Here is a 15684-nt window from a genome sequence, read left to right on the forward strand (position 1 = left end):
GTCAGTGCCGCCTTGCCGGAGCCGGAATCATTCCCACTGAATAGTAGACAATAGCCGTTGCGCCCCTCGGAGGTCCGGTTGCGACGATCCGCCGAAGCGTCCAAAGCGTATGCCATGGCCAAGCTCCGCGCCGACCAGCTTCTCGTCGATCGCGGCCTCGCCGAGAGCCGCACGCGCGCGCAGGCGCTGATCATGGCGGGCCTCGTCTTCGCCGGCGAACGCAAGGTGGAGAAGCCGGGCCAGGCGCTGCCGGAGGATGCCGCGGTCGAGGTGCGCGGACGCGACCATCCCTGGGTGTCGCGCGGCGGGATCAAGCTCGCGCATGGGCTCGATCATTTCGGCTGGGCCGTGGCGGGCACGGTGGCGATCGACGTGGGTTCGTCGACCGGCGGCTTCACAGACGTGCTGTTGAGCCGTGGGGCGGTGCGGGTCTACGCTGTCGATTCGGGCACCAACCAGCTCGCCTGGAAGCTGCGGCAGGACCCCCGCGTGATCGTGCAGGAGCAGACCAGCGCACGCGTGCTGACCCCGGCGCACATCCCGGAACCGGTCGACCTGATCGTGTGCGACGCGAGCTTCATCGGCCTCGCCAAGGTGCTGGAGGTGCCGCTCGGCTTCGCGAAGCCGGATGCGCGCGCGATGGCGCTGGTCAAGCCGCAGTTCGAGGCGGGCCGCGAAGAGGTCGGCAAGGGCGGCGTGGTGCGCGACCCGACAGTGCATAAGCGCGTCTGCGATGAGGTCGCCGCCTGGTTCGAAGCGCAGGGCTGGCAGGTCGAGGGCGTGACGCCGAGCCCGATCACCGGCCCTGAGGGCAATGTCGAATTCCTGATCGCTGCAACACGCAGGAACGATGACGGCCGCATTGTTCGCGATCCCCTTCCCCGATAAGAGACGCCGGGGCAGCCGCAGGGGGACGAGGCAGGCGATGAGGGAGATCGCGTCGAGAGGCCAGCTCAGGGCCGCATTCCTGCGCTGGGCGGCGGTGACGGTGCCGCTGATCCTGCTGCTGGGCTTCGCCTCGGGCCGGCTGGCGCCGAGCGGAGACGACAACCGCTGGTTCGCGGCGCTCGCCAAGCCGGCGTTCATGCCGCCCAATGCCGTCTTCCCGGTCGCCTGGACGCTGCTCTACGTGCTGCTCGGGCTGGCGCTCGCGCTGGTGATCAACGCGCGCGGATCGCGCCTGCGTGGCCCTGCCCTCGCCCTGTTCGCGGCGCAGATGGCGGCGAACCTCGCCTGGCCGCCGCTGTTCTTCGGGCTGCACAAGGTCGGCGCGTCGGTGATCCTGCTTTTCGTGGTGCTGGCGCTGGCGGCAGCAACCGCCTGGCTGTTCTGGCGCATACGCGCGGCGGCGGGCGCGCTGATGATCCCTTATCTGCTGTGGCTCGCCCTCGCCCTGGCGCTGATCGTCGAGGTGGACCGGCTCAATCCCGGCGCGGAGACCCTTGTGCCGGGCGGCGATACCACCCAGATTGTGATCTGACGTAAGGACTTGAGACCCGTGCAGAGCGAAAACCGCATCTTCGACGATTTCGTGAAGTTCGTGAACGGCGCCGCCGGCACCTTCGCCGGCGTGGCGCGCGAGGCGGAGGGTGCCGCGCGCGAGCGTGCCCGCGAATGGATCGGCGGGCTCGATTTCGTCAGCCGCGACGAGTTCGAGGCGGTGAAGGCGATGGCCGCCGCCGCCCGCGATGAGGCCGACGCATTGCGTGCGCGGCTTGAGAAGCTCGAGGCTGCCCGGGCGGCGGCCGCGCCCAAGGCCCCGAAGGCGCCCAGGGCACCAAAGGCGGGCTGACGCATTTTTTCCACAGCTTTATGGAGCGCGGCGCTTGTGCGTTGCAGCGCCGGACGGCAGGGTCTCGGCCGGGCAAGGCTCGGCGGGAGGGGTGATGCTCGACGAAGTTGAAGACGGATCGGACGGCGACGCCCCGATCGAGATGCTCGAACGCTATTTCGCCGCGCACGGGTGGAACCACGAGCGCGACGAGGACGAGATCGTCGCCAAGGTCAAGGGCAGCTGGACGGAGTATGAGCTGCGTGCGGTCTGGCGCGCGGAGGACGGCGTGCTCCAGTTCCTCTGCTTCCCCGACGTGCGCGTGTCCGATGAGCGCCGCGCCGCGATCTACGAGGCGATCGGGCTGATCAACGAGCAGCTGTGGATCGGCCATTTCGAGCTGTGGTCGTCGAGCGGCATCCTGCTGTTCCGCCACGCCGCGATGATCGACGGCGACGACGGCGCGACGATGACGCTCGGGGCAGTCGAACTGCTGGTCGAGAGCGCGATCGACGAGTGCGAACGCTTCTACCCGGTGTTCCAGTTCGTGCTGTGGGGCGGCAAGACCCCGCGCGAGGCGATCGCCGCGGCGCTGATCGAGACACAGGGCGAGGCATGACCGCGATCCGCCGGCTGTGGCTGGTCGGATGCGGCAATATGGCGGGCGCGATGCTCGACGGCTGGATCGCCGCGGGCGCGATCGATCCGGGCGAGGTGTTCGTCGTCAATCGCCGGGATCGCACGCTGCCCGCCGGCGTGCGCCAGGGCCGCGTCTTTCCCGAGGGCCCGCTGCCGAACGCGGTGTTGCTGGGCATGAAGCCCTTCCAGGTCGACGAGATCGTCGCGGCGCACGGCGCGCGGATCGCCCGCGCGCCGATCCTGATCTCGATCCTCGCGGGCGTCGAGGAAGCGACGCTCGCGCGCAAGTTCGCCGCAAGGGCGGTCGTGCGCGCGATGCCCAACCTGCCGGTCGCGATCGGCAAGGGCGTGGTCGGCCTGGCCAGCACGGGTGCCGATGCGGAGCAGCGCGCGGCGGTCGACGCGCTGATGGCGCCGCTCGGCCTGGTCGAATGGGTCGAGGAGCGGCTGTTCGACGTCGTCGCGGCGGTGGCCGGCAGCGGCCCCGGTTTCGTCTGTCGTTTCATCGATGCGCTCGCCGATGCCGGGGCGGCAATGGGCTTCGCGCCGGAGCAGGCGCAGCGGCTGGCGGTCGCGACGGTCGAAGGCTCAGGCCTGCTCGCCGCCGCCGCGGACATGCCGCCGTCGGTGCTCGCCGACCGCGTCGCGTCCCCACGCGGATCGACCCGCGAGGGCTATGCCGTGCTCGACCGCGACGACGCGCTGAAGCAGCTGATCCGCGAAACGGTTGCGGCGGCCGTGCACCGCAATGCCGAGATGGCGGCGGAGGCCAGAAAATAATCACCATCGTCAGCCCGCGGCCTTCGCCGGGATGACGGTGCAGGATCAGGGCGAACCAAGCCCTACCAGGGCTGCGACCGTGCCACCGCCAGCCCGCGGGTGTCGTTCGGCCATTTGCCGCTGACCGCGCAGTAGAAGTGATAGAGCGCGCCGTCGTTCCAGATCACCGCCGGCTTGTGCGCGAATTTCTCGTCGATCGATCCGGGCGGGCCGACATCGATCAGCACCTCGTCGACCTTGCGGAAATCGGTGAGGCTGTCGCCGATCGCCAGCAGGTCGCGCGCATGGCCGTCCTGCGCCAGCCCGAAATAGAACATGGCCCATTGGTCGCGGTGCCTCACCACTACCGGATCGCTGGCGAAGCGCGAGTCCGGCGCGCCCCGCCCGCCGTTGCGGATCAGCGGATTGGCAGGGTGCCGCGTCCAGGTCTTGAGGTCCTTCGAGGTCGCCAAGCCCGTCTGCTCGTGCCACGGCTGGCCGGTGGTCTTGGCGTTGTAGAACAGGTAGAAGGTGTCGCCTTCCTTGATGATGTAGGGCTTGTAGAGCCCGCCCCGCTCCCATTCCGCGCCGTCCTCGGGCCGCAGGATCACCGGCCCGCGCTCCCAGTGCATGAAGTCGTCGCTCCGCGCGAGCCCGATCACCGCCGCGCCTTCCTCATAACCGGCGCTGGGATAGGCGTGCCACGCCGCCAGATAGCGGCCATCGACCTTGACCAGCCGCGCCGGTGAGCTGAGGTCATTCTCGCGCAGGATCGAAGCGCAGGCGATGTTGTAGCGGGTGACCGGATCGTTGGGATCGCGCGCCATGATCACGCCCAGGCGACGCCAGGTCACCAGATCGTCGGATTCGCAGATGCCGGTCTGGTAGCCGGTGCCGTCGAAGCCGACGTGAGTCAGGTAGAATTTGCCATTGGCCGAGAACACGAACGGACAATCGACCGCCTTCTCGTCGAAGCTGCCCTTCACCCCGGATCCGGCGAGGATCAGCTTGGGATATTTGTACGGGGTGCGATAGGGCGCCACCGGGTCCGATCCGGCCGCCATCGCCCGCGCCACGCCGGGCATCAGCATCGCGCCGGTGCCGGCGGCGGTTGCGCCAAGAAGGGTACGACGATCGATCATCTTACGTGTCCTCGACATCCTAAACCCCTCTCCCCTTGGGAGAAGGGGGGCCCGCCCGGCGTAGCCGGGTGGGAGGGTGAGGATGACTATCGCTGGCGGCAGTCACCCTCACCCGCCCGCCGCCTGTGGCGGCTCCTTCCCTCTCCCATCCGGGAGAGGGACAGTGACCGCCCTAATGGCTGTCGCGCGGTACGCCGAAGGTCTCGTCGATCCGCTGGAAGCGCTCGGCGCCCTCCAGGATCGCGCCGCTGCCCATCTGTCCGACCACCTCGCGTTGCAGCGCCTGCCACGGCGTCTGCGAGGGCGGGAAGGCGAAACCGCCCTTCGCCTCCAGCTCGCGCCGCCGTTCCGCCAATTCCTCGTCGCCGATCAACAGGTCGACGCGCCCGCGGCCGACGTCGATGCGCAGCCGATCGTAGGTCCGGACCAGCGCGAGGTTGCCGCCCGCCGCCGCTTCCGGGCTGGCGTTGAGGATCGACGGCGACCCGCTGGTGCCCGATTGGCGTCCGTCGCCCAGGCACGGCAGCTCCTGCACGCCCTGGCGGATCAGATAGTCGGGCGGCCGCATGTTGACGACCTCGGCCGCGCCCGGATAGCCGATCGGGCCGGCGCCGCGGATCACCAGGATGTCGGTGTCGGTGACGCCCAGGCTCTCGTCGTCGATGCGATGGTGATAGTCCTCGGGCCCGTCGAACACGATCGCGCGTCCCTCGAACGCCTCGGGATCGTCGGGATTGCTGAGGAAGCGCTGGCGGAACTCGGGCGAGATCACGCTCGTCTTCATGATCGCGCTGTCGAACAGGTTGCCGGTCATCACCTTGAAGCCGGCGCTCTGCCTGAGCGGCTGGTCGAAGCTGCGGATCACTTCCGGCAGCTCGATCCTGGCGTCGCGGCAGTTTTCGCCGATCGTGCGGCCGTTGACGGTCAGTGCGTCCTCACGGATCAGCCCCTGGCGCATCAGCTCGCCGACCACGGCCGGGACGCCGCCGGCATGGTGATAGTCCTCGCCCAGATATTCGCCGGCCGGCTGGAGGTTGACGAGCAGCGGCACGTCGTAGCCGACCGCCTCCCAATCCTCGATCGGCAGCTCGATCCCGGCATGGCGCGCGATCGCGGCGAGGTGGATCGGCGCGTTGGTCGATCCGCCGATCGCGGTGTTGACGACGATCGCGTTGAGGAAGGCGTCGCGGGTCAGGATGTCGGACGGACGCATGTTCTCGCGCACCATCTCCACGACGCGCTTGCCGGTGCGGTAGGCGACCTGCTGACGCTCGCGGTAGGGCGCCGGGATCGCCGCGGAGCCCGGCAGCTGCATCCCCAGCGCCTCGGCCAGCGAGTTCATCGTCGTCGCCGTGCCCATCGTGTTGCAGTAGCCGGTCGACGGCGCGGAGCTGGCGACCAGCTCGATGAAGCCCTTGTAGTCGATCTCGCCGGCGGCGAGCATCTGCCGCGCCTTCCACACGATCGTGCCGGAGCCGGTGCGCTCGCCGCGATGCCAGCCGTTGAGCATCGGCCCGACCGACAGCGCGATCGCCGGGATATCCACCGTCGCCGCCGCCATCAGGCAGGCCGGCGTCGTCTTGTCGCAGCCGATCGTCAGCACCACACCGTCGAGCGGATAGCCGTACAACGTCTCGACCAGCCCCAGATAGGCGAGGTTGCGGTCGAGCCCCGCGGTCGGGCGCTTGCCCGTCTCCTGAATCGGATGCACCGGGAACTCGATCGCGATGCCGCCCGCCTCGCGGATGCCCTCGCGCACGCGCTCGGCCAGGACGAGATGGTGGCGGTTGCAGGGGGACAAGTCGCTGCCGGTCTGGGCGATGCCGATGATCGGCTTGTCCGACTGCAGCTCCTCGAGCGTCAGGCCATAGTTGAGATAGCGCTCGAGGTAGAGCGCGGTCATGTCCGGGTTGTGCGGATTGTCGAACCACGCGCGCGATCTCAGCTTGCGCGGGCCATTGTCGTCTCGGCTCATCTACTTCCTTGCTCCGGCTTCGGTCCTGGCGATGCGTTCGACACCGTGATTGATCATCGCGCGCATCGCCTCGGCGGCGGTGGCGCCATCGCCGGCCTCGATCGCGTCGGCGATGCGCTTGTGGCCGCGGACGCTGACCTCATGCTCGCTCTCCTCGCGGAACGGTGAGCTGAGCGTGAACGACGCGACGAGCGCGGTCTCGACGACCGCCGACATCGACCGCATCAGCACGTTGCCCGAGGCGCGGCCGACCGCGCGGTGGAAATCGAGGTCGGCCTCGGCGAACTCGCGGGCGCTGCCGGTCGCGAGCCGCATCGCCTCGACGCAGCGGTGGAGCTCGGCGATGTCCTCGGCCGAGCGCCGCGTCGCCGCCACCGCCGCCGCCGCCGGCTCGAGCGCGAGGCGGACCTCCGTGAGGTCGCGGCGGAAGTCCGCGTCGAACCCGCGCGCCACCTTCCACGACAGGACGTCGGCGTCGAAGAAGTTCCAGTGCGACGAATCGAGCACAGTGGTGCCGACCCGTGTCTTCGATACGATCAGCCCCTTGGCAGTCAGCGTCTTCAGCACCTCGCGCAGCACGGTGCGGGAGATGCCGAAGCGATGGAGGACCTCGCTTTCGCCCGGGATCTTCGATCCGGGCGGATAGACGCCGGCGATGATCTCGCCGCCCAGGGCTCTGGCGACCTGGTCGTGGCTCGAAAGCGTTCCCTCGGTGTATTTGTGGAATTTGGCTGGGGATGCCATCATGGAAGCTCCTGCTCGACCACCGCCGGCCGATGCGGACATCATCGCTACCCGCAAGACCGTCCCGTCACCGGAAAATCCGGCAATGCGCCCGATGTCATCGGTCATTTGGCAACCCTAAGGCAACCGCCTGACGGCCCCGGCCACCGGCACTGCCCTCGCGGGATGGGAGAGCTATGCTCCGGCCCGCCGTGATCTTCGGCACCTGTCGCATCATACATCCTCCCTCCACACGATATGATTGATAATATTTTATACACGAGCTTGGCAAGGCTGCCAACACGTTAGCGCTATCATTACTACACTGTCACGCGCCGATCACGGAATTCCGCGTGTGGAAGACCGAGCGGTGCACGAGGGCGAAATTACCCCGGCTGCTTGCAGTGCAGCGGCGGCGATCCGCTTCAAGGTAGATCGACTATTGCAAACGCCTCTTAGTTGCACCTAAAGGCGCCTATCTTGAAAACGGGGGTCATCATGCTTCTGGTCCGTGGACGGCCTGTTCTTCTCAGCTGCGCGCTTGCGGCGATCGTCGTCTCTCTTCCGGCCGTGGCGCAATCGACGGCAGGCGTGGACACCGGCGATCTCGGACAGTCCGCCGGAGACGATATTCTCGTCACCGCTCGCACCGACAGCCGGATCAGCGTCGGCAAGTCGGATTCGCTGCTGATCGAGACACCCCAGTCGGTTTCCGTGGTGGAGGGCGAGTTCCTCGAAGCGATCAACGCCAAGACGCTGAGCGAGGGGCTTACTTACACGCCGGGCTTCGTCGCCCAGCCTTCGGGCTTCAGCCGGACCGCCGACGACATCACCATCCGCGGCTTCAACGCCACCGGCACGACGGGCGGAATGCTCCGCGACGGGCTCAAGCTGATGGGCGCGGTCTATGGCGGCGGACAGGAGCCCTATGGCCTCGAGCGGATCGAGGTGCTGCGCGGTGCGGCTTCGGTGCTGTACGGGCAGATGGCACCCGGCGGCGTCATCAACGCGGTGAGCAAGCAGCCGCTGTTCTCGCCTTTCGCCGAGGTGCGGGTCGAATATGGCAATTACGACCGCAAGCAGCTTTCCGCCGACATCTCCGGGCCGCTCAATGCCGGAGGCACGATCGCCGCGCGGCTCACCGGCCTCGTCCGCGATGCCGATACCTGGGTCGACGATGTCAATGACGACAAGCGCTACGTCGCGCCGGCGCTGAGCTGGAAGATCACGCCGGACACGATGCTGACCGTGCTCGGCTTCTATCAGGAAATCCGCACGCGCTTCGCCCCACCGCTCGCCTCGGCGCTGGTCCGCGGGAACAGCCTGCCGCTGGGCCTGCTGCCGCGCGACCGCTTCATCGGCGAGCCGGACTTCGATCGCTACGACGCCGATCAATGGGCGGTCGGCTACCAATTCTCGCATCGCTTCTCCGACGCCGTCACCATCGAGCACAGCCTCAGGCGCTATGAGGGCGAGCTCGAGTGGGACTATCTGACTCAGGGTGCGATCAATCCGGCAACCGGCGATCTGGCGCGCGGGGTGAGCGCTCGCAGCGAGAAGACCGGGAGCACCGCCACGGACACGCGGCTCAAGCTGCGCACGGCGACCGGCAGCAAGGTCGACCATGAGATCATGATCGGCTTCGACGGCTATTTCCCGAGCTACCGGCGCGATCGCTATGCAGGCCGGGCCACGCCGATCAACATCTACGATCCCGTCTATGGGACGGCGCCGGTCGTCGACCGCCAGACCAATCGCGGCGACGAGACGCGCGCGCGGCAATATGGCGTCTATCTCCAGGACCAGCTCACCATCGACGACCGCTGGGTCCTGGTGCTCGGCGGCCGCCAGGACTGGAGCCGCAGCAAGGTGCGCAGCCTCCTCACCGGCGCCTCCTCGGTGCAGGAGGACGATGCCTTCACCTGGCGCGCGGGGCTCGTGCACCGCGGCGACAGCGGCTTCGCACCCTATGTCAGCTACAGCCGCTCCTTCCTTCCGCAGGCGGGTACCGATCGCAACGGCGAGCGCTTCGAGCCGACCGAGGGCGAGCAGTTCGAGGGCGGCGTCCGCTATCAGCCGGCCGGCACGCGGCTGCTGGTCAGCGCCGCGGTCTATCAACTCACGCAGAAGAATGCGCTGACCATCGATCCGGTCGACACCAGCTTCTCGGTGCAGACCGGCGAGATCCGCTCGCGCGGCTTCGAGTTCGAGGGACAGGCGGAGATCGCGCGCCACCTCAACGCACTGTTCTCCTATTCCTACACCGACGCCAAGATCACCCGGTCGAACGTCCCGGCCGAGGTCGGTCGCCGCGTCGATGCGGTGCCGCGTCATCAGGCGGCGTTCTGGGCCGACTACGGCTTCGACGGGATCGGTGTGCCCGGCCTCAAGCTCGGCGCCGGCGTCCGCTACGTCGGCAAGAGCGCGCTCGCCGGCGAGCCGGTCGGGAACAGAAGCTATACGCTGGTCGACGCCAATCTCTCCTACGAACCCGGGCCGTGGCGGTTCATGCTGAGCGCGCGCAACCTGTTCGACAAGGACTATGTCTTCTGCGTTGCCGCCGGCGGGTGCCGCTACAGCGATCCGCGCGTGGTGTCGGTCTCGGCCGGCTATCGCTTCTGACGTTTGCGATGCGCGCGGCGGTCGCCATCGCTCCGAAGCGCCGCCCGATCTGGTGGCGCATCCATGCCTGGCTGGGGATCAAGCTGTGCATCTTCGCGACCTTCGTCTTCGCGACCGGCACGCTCGCAACCGTCGCGCATGAGCTCGACTGGCTCGTCGATCCGGCGATACGTGCCTCGCCGGCGGCCTGGAACAGGCCGGCATGGGGGCGAATGCTCGACAGCGCGGCCGGCGCCATACCCCGAGGCCAGGTCTTCTCGCTCGAGCGCGGTCCCGATCGCTGGTACGCGGCCACCGTGGTCGTTCGGGCGCCGGACGGCCGCTTCAAACGCGTCCTGCTGGATCCGGCCACCGGCGAGGTCAACCGCGTCGCCGGCCATGGCAGCATCCAGCGTTTCCTGCGCGACATCCATCGGCGGCTGATGCTGCCGCTCGCGATCGGCCTTCCCCTGGTGTCGTCGCTCGGCCTAATGCTGCTGACGTCGCTCGTGACGGGAATCGTCACCTATAAGAAGTGGTGGCGCGGCTTTTTCCGCAGGCCGCGGCGCGGCGGCCTGCGGCGCATGAGCGGCGACCTCCACCGCCTGGTCGGCGTCTGGTCGCTGTGGTTCGTCGCGCTGATGGCGGTCACGGGAATCTGGTACTTGGCCGAATTCCTGGGTGCCCGGGCGCCCGAAAGCCGTCCGGCACCGACGATCTCGTCACGATCCGCGCCACCGCCGTCGATCGGCGGGGCCGCGCTTGATCGCTTCGTCGAGACCGCACGCCGCGCCTATCCGACGCTCGAGATCGGCGAGATCCAGTTTCCGCTCCAGTCCGGAACCCCGCTGGGACTGATGGGTCAAGCCGATGCCCATCTCGTCACGCGGCGCGGCAACGCGGTCTGGATCGACACCGCGACCGGGCACGTGGTCAAGGTCGTTCGCGGCGAGGCGCTGTCGGGGCACCAGCGGATCGCCGAGATGGCCGACCCCCTCCATTTCGGCACGCTCGGCGGGTTGCCGACCAAAATCATCTGGTTCCTTTTCGGCGTCGCCCTCACCGGTCTTTCGGTGACGGGAGTGATGATCCACTCCAATCGGCTTGCCGAAGCCGATGACGCTTGGCAGCGGCGAGACTGGGCATGGGCCGGTGGTTTTATCCCTCCGTCGCCCTCGTCCTGCTGAGCCTGTGCCTCGCGCCGATTGTGCTCGCAGGTTGAGAACCGGCCTGTTCGGCCGCGGCGCCATGGTCTCGCTCATTCCGCAGCGCGTGCCTCCAGCGCAGCTCGTCCGCGCCATTTTCCCTTATTTCGAGGGGGAAATGCTGGTGCTGCCGGTGAGGATTGAACTCACGACCTCAGCCTTACCAAGGATGCGCTCTACCACTGAGCTACGGCAGCACTCGCCCGGAGGGGAAGCGCGCTAAGAGACGAGGAGGCGCCGATTGTCAAGGTGATAGCTGCGCGCCTATCGCGTCACCATGGAAACGCCCGACGCCAGAAAAGCCCGGCTCGCCGAAGCGCTGCGGGCCAACCTGCGCCGTCGCAAGGCCCAGGCACGCGAGGCTGCGACCGAATCGCCGCCTCCTCCGCCGCCCCCGTCACCGCGCCGCGAGGATTAGATCGGCGCGCATTTGGCGAGCAGCCAGCGACGATGCTCGGCGTCGAGGCCGGGGCCGAGCACGTCCAGCACCTCGGCATGATAGGCATTGAGCCACTGCCGCTCGGCGTCGCTCAGCAGCCGCGGCTCGATCAGCGCGCGCTCGATCGGGGCGAAGGTGAGCGTCTCGAACGCCAGCATCGGCGCGTCGCCGCCAAGCACCTCGCGCTCGACGACCAGGATCAAATTCTCGATGCGGATGCCGTATTCGCCCGCCTTGTAATAGCCGGGCTCGTTCGAGAGGATCATGCCCGGCCGCAGCGGCTCGGCCGGGCCGCCGCCCGGATAGTTGGGCTTGGCGATGCGCTGCGGCCCCTCATGGACCGACAGATAGGCGCCGACGCCGTGGCCGGTGCCGTGGGCGAAATCGAGGCCGGCTTCCCAGAGCGGCCGCCGCGCGAACGAATCGAGCTGGCCGCCGGTGGTGCCTTCCGGAAACACGGCGGTGGCGATGGCGATATGGCCCTTGAGCACGCGGGTGAAGCGGTCGCGCATCTCCAGCGTCGGCTCGCCGACGGGCACCACGCGGGTGATGTCGGTGGTGCCGTCGCGCCACTGGCCGCCCGAATCGATCAGGTAGAGCTGACCCGGCGCGATCGGCGCGTTCGATTCGGCATCGGCCTTGTAGTGCGGGCTGGCGCCGTGGGGGCCGGTCGCCGAGATGGTGTCGAACGAGAGGTCGACCGCCCCCGCCTCCTCGCGCAGCGTCTGGAGATGGTCCGAAGCCGCGATCTCGGTCAGCCCGCCCTTGGGCGCCTCGGCCTCGAGCCACTTCAGGAACCGGACCATCACCACACCGTCGCGCGCCTGCGCCGCCTTGTGGCCGGCGATCTCGGCGGGATTCTTCTGCGCGCGCGGCAGCACGGTGGGATCGCGCAGCGCCAGCACGGTCGCGCCTCCCGCATCGAGCGCATCGAATACCGCCGCCACCGACCGCTCGGGATCGACGACGACGCGCTTGCCGGCGAAGCGGCCCAGCGCCGGCGCGAACTCGCGGCGATCGTGGATGCGCACCGCGTTGCCGAGGTGCTGGGCGACCTCCTCCGTCATCTTCTCGGGCGCGACGAACAGGTCGGCGGTGCCGTCGGCATTGACCAGCGCATAGGCGAGCGCAACCGGCGTATGCGCGACGTCGCTGCCGCGGACGTTGAAGGTCCAGGCGATCGAATCGAGTGCCGAGAGCACCGCCGCGTCCGCGCCCTGACCGGATAGCCAGTCGGCCACCTCTGCGCGCTTGGCGGCCGAGGATTTGCCGGCCACCGCATCGTCCTGCACGATCAGCTTGGCCTCGGACGGCGCCGGCCGATCGGACCACACCGCGTCGACCGGATTGGTATCGACCGCCACCAGCTCCGCACCCTGGCCGGCGAGGGCCTTCCCCGCTTCCTCGACCCAGGCGCGGGTGTGGAGCCAGGGATCATAGCCGATCCGCGCTCCCTGCCGGGCATTGGCCCGGAGCCATTGGGCGACGCTGGTCTCCGGCACCGACACGAACTGCCAGTCGCTGCCGTCGACTTGGCTGCGGACCTGCAGCGTATAGCGCCCGTCGGTGAAGATCGCGGCGCTTTCCGGCAGCACCACCGCGGTGCCGGCCGAGCCCTGGAAGCCGGTCAGCCATTCCAGCCGGCGTGCATAGGCGCCGACATATTCGGACATATGCTCGTCGGTGAGCGGCACGACGAAGCCGTCGAGCTTGTCAGCCTTGAGCTGCTCGCGGAGCGCCGCGAGGCGGTCGTGATGGGTGGACATCGGCAGGCTCGTTCCGGTGAAAATGTTGACTGGATTGACTCCGCTTCGTGCCTGATGCGTCAGGCGGCGCCCTCCACGCCGATGTGGCAGATGCCGTCGATGTAGGAAAGAGCCGCACCGCCGGCGAGGCCGGAACAGGTGCGGCGTCCATGCATTGCCGCCGCGATGACGAGGACGGTCGAGTTGGTGGTCGGCACCTATGCCGCGCAGGGCGGCGCAGGGCTGGTGCCGGTAACCTATGATCCCGCGGCGGAAGAGCGCTTTCCGCCGGGTCTTTACGCCCGCCAGCAACAGGCGGCGTGAAACGCAGGGTGGCGGGAGCACGCGTCCGCGTTCCCGCCACCCCCAAGGACTTTAAAGCCTGCCGTCGGCCAGCAGCTCGCGGGTGCACTTCAGCCCCAGATGGCAGTAGAAGCAGAGCTGCAGCTGGCGGCTTCGTCCTCGAACAGCTCGTTGACGATCGCGCCCTCGCGCGGGCCAGTGGCCTGAAAGAGGGTCACCTTGGATCGCGGCTCCAGCACGATGGGTCGGCATCGGCGATCGTCGCCTCGCGGACGAAGTGGCTGGGGCTCTCCTCCGTGACGCCGCAGCGGGTGCATAGGCCCGGCGGCAGGAACAGGCGGGCGTCGCGCGCCTTGCGCTCGAGGCCCTTCCACACCTGCTCGTGGGTGAGTTTCGTCTCGCCATCCGGGTTCACCGACACGGTCGCAGTCGAATAGATCATGTCAGGTCTCCAGATTTGAGGATCAGGTCGCGACCTGCGCGGCGAAGTCGCGGTAGGAGCGGAGCGGACGGCCGAGCAGGCTCGTCAGCCGGTCGACGTCGCCGGCCTCGGGCACCATCCCGTGCTCGAGGAACCGCTCGGCCATCACGCGCATGTCGAGCGCCATCCAGCTCGGCATGAACTGGCGCAGATTCTGCTCGAACCCGGCAGTGTCCTCGCCCGGATAGACGACGGGACGGCCGAGCACGTCCGACCAGATGGCGGCGACATCCGCACCGGTCAGGGTGTCGGGGCCGACCAGGTTGATACGGGCCAACGGCAGCGGCGTGGAGGATTGCTCGCGCCGGATCAGCTCGATCGCGGCTACCTCGCCCACGTCGCGAGCATCGACCATCGCCAGCCCACTGGCGCCGATCGGCATCGGGTAGATGCCATAGTCGGTGATCACGTCCTTCACCGTGGCATCGTTGTCCATGTAATAGGCCGGGCGAAGGATGGTGGCGGGGATGTTCATCGTCTCGATCATCCGCTCGACGCCGAACTTGCCCGCGAAATGCGGCACGTTCACGTACAGGTCGCTGTGGATCACTGATAGGTAGACGACCCGCTCGATTCCGGCCTCGCGCGCCAGGTTCAGCGCGATCAGCGCCTGGGTGTATTCGTCCGCCACCACCGCGTTGAGCAGGAACAGGGTGGAGATGTCGGTGAAGGCGCTCCGCAGCGCGTCGACATCGAGCAGGTCGCCCTGGACGACTTCCACGCCTGCGGGGAAGCCGGCCTTCGACGGCTCACGGACGAGCGCGCGAACCTTGGCGCCGCGATGCACGAGCTGTTCGACGACGTGGCGGCCGACGTTGCCGGTGGCGCCGGTTACGAGAATGGTCATGGGAGGTCACTCCTGTGGTTGAGCCGATTGGCTCATCCGAAATGATCGATCCACATTCGTGCCGGTAGACGCTATATCTGGACACACCGTCTCACAGATGGAACGCATATGGACCTGCTCGCGCTCGCCGACTTCATCCTCGTCGCACGCCACGGCGGCTTCGGCCGTGCCGCACGGGCGGCCGGGCGCCCAAAGGCGACGCTCTCGCGGCGCGTGGCGGAGCTGGAGGCGCGGCTGGACCTGCGCCTGTTCGAGCGCGGCGCACGCACGCTGAAGCTGACGGAGGAGGGGCGCGCGCTGTTCGAGCGCGCCGGGCAGCAGCTCACCGAGTTGGAGGAGACGGCCGCCGCGATCGCGTCGCGCGGCGAAACGCCGCGGGGACGGCTGCGGATCAGCGCGCCGCTGCTCTTCTCTCAGATCGCGATGGGCAAGCTCGCCGCCGGGTTCGCGCTACGCTACCCGGAGGTACGGCTGGAGGTCACGACCGAGGACCGGCCCGTCGACATGATCGAGGAAGGCTATGACCTGGTCATCCGGGTCGACCCAAGCCCGGACGAGAGCCTGGTCGGTCGCGCTTTCCTGCGCGACCGGATCGTCGTGGCGGCGGCGCCGGAGCTCATCCGACCTTCGGCGGGCGGATCGGTACCGGTGGTGGTGCGGTCCATGGGCGATCGGAGCGCCTGGCGCGTGAAGGCGGGCGACGAGGTAGTGAGCATCACCGTCGAGCCGGTGCTCGCCCTTTCGTCGCTGGTGATGATCCGTGACGCGGTACGCGCCGGGATTGGCGCTGCGCGTCTTCCGATCTCGCTCGTCATGCACGACCTGGCCGACGGAACGCTGGTGACCTGGGGCGACGTCGATGCACCGGAAATCCCATTGTGGTCGCTCTACCCCTCACGGCGACTGCTGAGCGCGCGCGTATCGGCGTTCCTCGACCATCTGAAACAGGCGTTTCCCGCCGGCACGCCGGACGAGCTGGCCGCCTATGTCGGCAAGTGAGAGCGGTGGCCTATGTTGCCTCACGCGCCGATGCAGCGGGCGAGCCAGCATGGCT

Annotated in this window: 15 protein-coding genes and 1 tRNA gene; 9 read left to right on the forward strand and 7 right to left on the reverse strand. The window is 68.3% G+C overall.

Going from position 1 to position 15684, the window contains the following annotated elements:
• Positions 1-114: 114 nt before the first annotated feature.
• The 5 genes from ACMGER_RS02165 (at position 115) to proC (ending at position 3190) form a co-directional block, all read left to right on the forward strand.
• Complete coding sequence (locus ACMGER_RS02165) at positions 115-888, forward strand: TlyA family RNA methyltransferase (RefSeq protein ID WP_436810482.1); 774 nt, start codon at positions 115-117, stop codon at positions 886-888.
• A 37-nt stretch (positions 889-925) separates the two neighbouring features.
• Positions 926-1480 carry a TspO/MBR family protein gene (locus tag ACMGER_RS02170; RefSeq protein WP_436810483.1) on the forward strand — a complete coding sequence of 185 codons (555 nt, stop codon included), beginning with the start codon at positions 926-928 and terminating at the stop codon, positions 1478-1480.
• A gap of 18 nt (positions 1481-1498) precedes the next feature.
• Positions 1499-1792 (forward strand): accessory factor UbiK family protein, encoded by a 294-nt coding sequence (locus ACMGER_RS02175; RefSeq protein WP_436810484.1) that lies wholly within the window; start codon positions 1499-1501, stop codon positions 1790-1792.
• A gap of 94 nt (positions 1793-1886) precedes the next feature.
• A complete protein-coding gene (locus ACMGER_RS02180; RefSeq protein WP_436810485.1) occupies positions 1887-2390 on the forward strand; it encodes a type III secretion system chaperone family protein in 504 nt (167 codons plus the stop codon).
• Positions 2387-3190 (forward strand): pyrroline-5-carboxylate reductase, encoded by an 804-nt coding sequence (gene proC, locus ACMGER_RS02185; protein ID WP_436810486.1) that lies wholly within the window; start codon positions 2387-2389, stop codon positions 3188-3190. Before ACMGER_RS02180 ends, proC begins: the two co-directional genes overlap by 4 nt.
• A 62-nt stretch (positions 3191-3252) precedes the next feature.
• On the opposite strand, the gene ACMGER_RS02190 is transcribed toward proC, so the two are convergent.
• The 3 genes from ACMGER_RS02190 to ACMGER_RS02200 all read right to left on the reverse strand — a co-directional run bounded on the left by ACMGER_RS02190 (position 3253) and on the right by ACMGER_RS02200 (position 7033).
• A complete protein-coding gene (locus ACMGER_RS02190; RefSeq protein WP_436810487.1) occupies positions 3253-4311 on the reverse strand; it encodes a hypothetical protein in 1059 nt (352 codons plus the stop codon).
• A 172-nt stretch (positions 4312-4483) separates the two neighbouring features.
• Positions 4484-6286, reverse strand: coding sequence for an IlvD/Edd family dehydratase (locus tag ACMGER_RS02195; RefSeq protein WP_436810488.1), 1803 nt, complete (start codon positions 6284-6286; stop codon positions 4484-4486).
• Positions 6287-7033 (reverse strand): FadR/GntR family transcriptional regulator, encoded by a 747-nt coding sequence (locus ACMGER_RS02200; RefSeq protein ID WP_436810489.1) that lies wholly within the window; start codon positions 7031-7033, stop codon positions 6287-6289. It abuts the gene before it with no gap.
• Between the two features lie 474 nt (positions 7034-7507).
• On the opposite strand from ACMGER_RS02200, the gene ACMGER_RS02205 reads away from it, so the two are divergent.
• Both ACMGER_RS02205 and ACMGER_RS02210 read left to right on the forward strand, forming a co-directional pair.
• Positions 7508-9631: a TonB-dependent siderophore receptor gene (locus ACMGER_RS02205; protein ID WP_436810490.1), complete on the forward strand. Its 2124-nt coding sequence runs from the start codon at positions 7508-7510 to the stop codon at positions 9629-9631.
• Positions 9632-9639: 8 nt separating this feature from the next.
• Positions 9640-10797 carry a PepSY-associated TM helix domain-containing protein gene (locus tag ACMGER_RS02210; RefSeq protein WP_436810491.1) on the forward strand — a complete coding sequence of 386 codons (1158 nt, stop codon included), beginning with the start codon at positions 9640-9642 and terminating at the stop codon, positions 10795-10797.
• A 140-nt stretch (positions 10798-10937) separates the two neighbouring features.
• On the opposite strand, the gene ACMGER_RS02215 is transcribed toward ACMGER_RS02210, so the two are convergent.
• A tRNA-Thr gene (locus ACMGER_RS02215) sits at positions 10938-11012 on the reverse strand.
• 217 nt (positions 11013-11229) lie between these two features.
• Positions 11230-13020 carry an aminopeptidase P family protein gene (locus ACMGER_RS02220; protein WP_436810492.1) on the reverse strand — a complete coding sequence of 597 codons (1791 nt, stop codon included), beginning with the start codon at positions 13018-13020 and terminating at the stop codon, positions 11230-11232.
• A 165-nt stretch (positions 13021-13185) separates the two neighbouring features.
• On the opposite strand from ACMGER_RS02220, the gene ACMGER_RS02225 reads away from it, so the two are divergent.
• The gene (locus tag ACMGER_RS02225) at positions 13186-13323 is read left to right on the forward strand and encodes a hypothetical protein (protein WP_436810493.1); all 138 of its coding nucleotides are present in this window, start codon (positions 13186-13188) and stop codon (positions 13321-13323) included.
• Positions 13324-13516: 193 nt separating this feature from the next.
• On the opposite strand, the gene ACMGER_RS02230 is transcribed toward ACMGER_RS02225, so the two are convergent.
• Together ACMGER_RS02230 and ACMGER_RS02235 are read right to left on the reverse strand one after the other, a co-directional pair.
• The gene (locus ACMGER_RS02230) at positions 13517-13744 is read right to left on the reverse strand and encodes an AtaL-like protein (protein WP_436810494.1); all 228 of its coding nucleotides are present in this window, start codon (positions 13742-13744) and stop codon (positions 13517-13519) included.
• Between the two features lie 22 nt (positions 13745-13766).
• On the reverse strand, positions 13767-14630 hold the full coding sequence (locus ACMGER_RS02235; protein ID WP_436810495.1) for an NmrA/HSCARG family protein: 864 nt from the start codon (positions 14628-14630) through the stop codon (positions 13767-13769).
• 108 nt (positions 14631-14738) lie between these two features.
• On the opposite strand from ACMGER_RS02235, the gene ACMGER_RS02240 reads away from it, so the two are divergent.
• A complete protein-coding gene (locus ACMGER_RS02240; protein WP_436810496.1) occupies positions 14739-15629 on the forward strand; it encodes a LysR family transcriptional regulator in 891 nt (296 codons plus the stop codon).
• The last annotated feature ends 55 nt before the right edge of the window (positions 15630-15684 follow it).

This window comes from Sphingomonas astragali, from assembly GCF_051400615.1.
Taxonomy (GTDB): domain Bacteria; phylum Pseudomonadota; class Alphaproteobacteria; order Sphingomonadales; family Sphingomonadaceae; genus Sphingomonas.

Bases quoted from the DNA above. Each gene is read 5' to 3' on its own strand.
- ACMGER_RS02165 (WP_436810482.1), top strand. From the start codon at position 115: ATGGCCAAGCTCCGCGCCGACCAGCTTCTCGTCGATCGCGGCCTCGCC.
- ACMGER_RS02170 (WP_436810483.1), top strand. From the start codon at position 926: ATGAGGGAGATCGCGTCGAGAGGCCAGCTCAGGGCCGCATTCCTGCGC.
- ACMGER_RS02180 (WP_436810485.1), top strand. From the start codon at position 1,887: ATGCTCGACGAAGTTGAAGACGGATCGGACGGCGACGCCCCGATCGAG.
- proC (WP_436810486.1), top strand. From the start codon at position 2,387: ATGACCGCGATCCGCCGGCTGTGGCTGGTCGGATGCGGCAATATGGCG.
- ACMGER_RS02190 (WP_436810487.1), bottom strand. From the start codon at position 4,311: ATGATCGATCGTCGTACCCTTCTTGGCGCAACCGCCGCCGGCACCGGC.
- ACMGER_RS02195 (WP_436810488.1), bottom strand. From the start codon at position 6,286: ATGAGCCGAGACGACAATGGCCCGCGCAAGCTGAGATCGCGCGCGTGG.
- ACMGER_RS02200 (WP_436810489.1), bottom strand. From the start codon at position 7,033: ATGATGGCATCCCCAGCCAAATTCCACAAATACACCGAGGGAACGCTT.
- ACMGER_RS02205 (WP_436810490.1), top strand. From the start codon at position 7,508: ATGCTTCTGGTCCGTGGACGGCCTGTTCTTCTCAGCTGCGCGCTTGCG.
- ACMGER_RS02210 (WP_436810491.1), top strand. From the start codon at position 9,640: ATGCGCGCGGCGGTCGCCATCGCTCCGAAGCGCCGCCCGATCTGGTGG.
- ACMGER_RS02220 (WP_436810492.1), bottom strand. From the start codon at position 13,020: ATGTCCACCCATCACGACCGCCTCGCGGCGCTCCGCGAGCAGCTCAAG.
- ACMGER_RS02225 (WP_436810493.1), top strand. From the start codon at position 13,186: ATGACGAGGACGGTCGAGTTGGTGGTCGGCACCTATGCCGCGCAGGGC.
- ACMGER_RS02230 (WP_436810494.1), bottom strand. From the start codon at position 13,744: ATGATCTATTCGACTGCGACCGTGTCGGTGAACCCGGATGGCGAGACG.
- ACMGER_RS02235 (WP_436810495.1), bottom strand. From the start codon at position 14,630: ATGACCATTCTCGTAACCGGCGCCACCGGCAACGTCGGCCGCCACGTC.
- ACMGER_RS02240 (WP_436810496.1), top strand. From the start codon at position 14,739: ATGGACCTGCTCGCGCTCGCCGACTTCATCCTCGTCGCACGCCACGGC.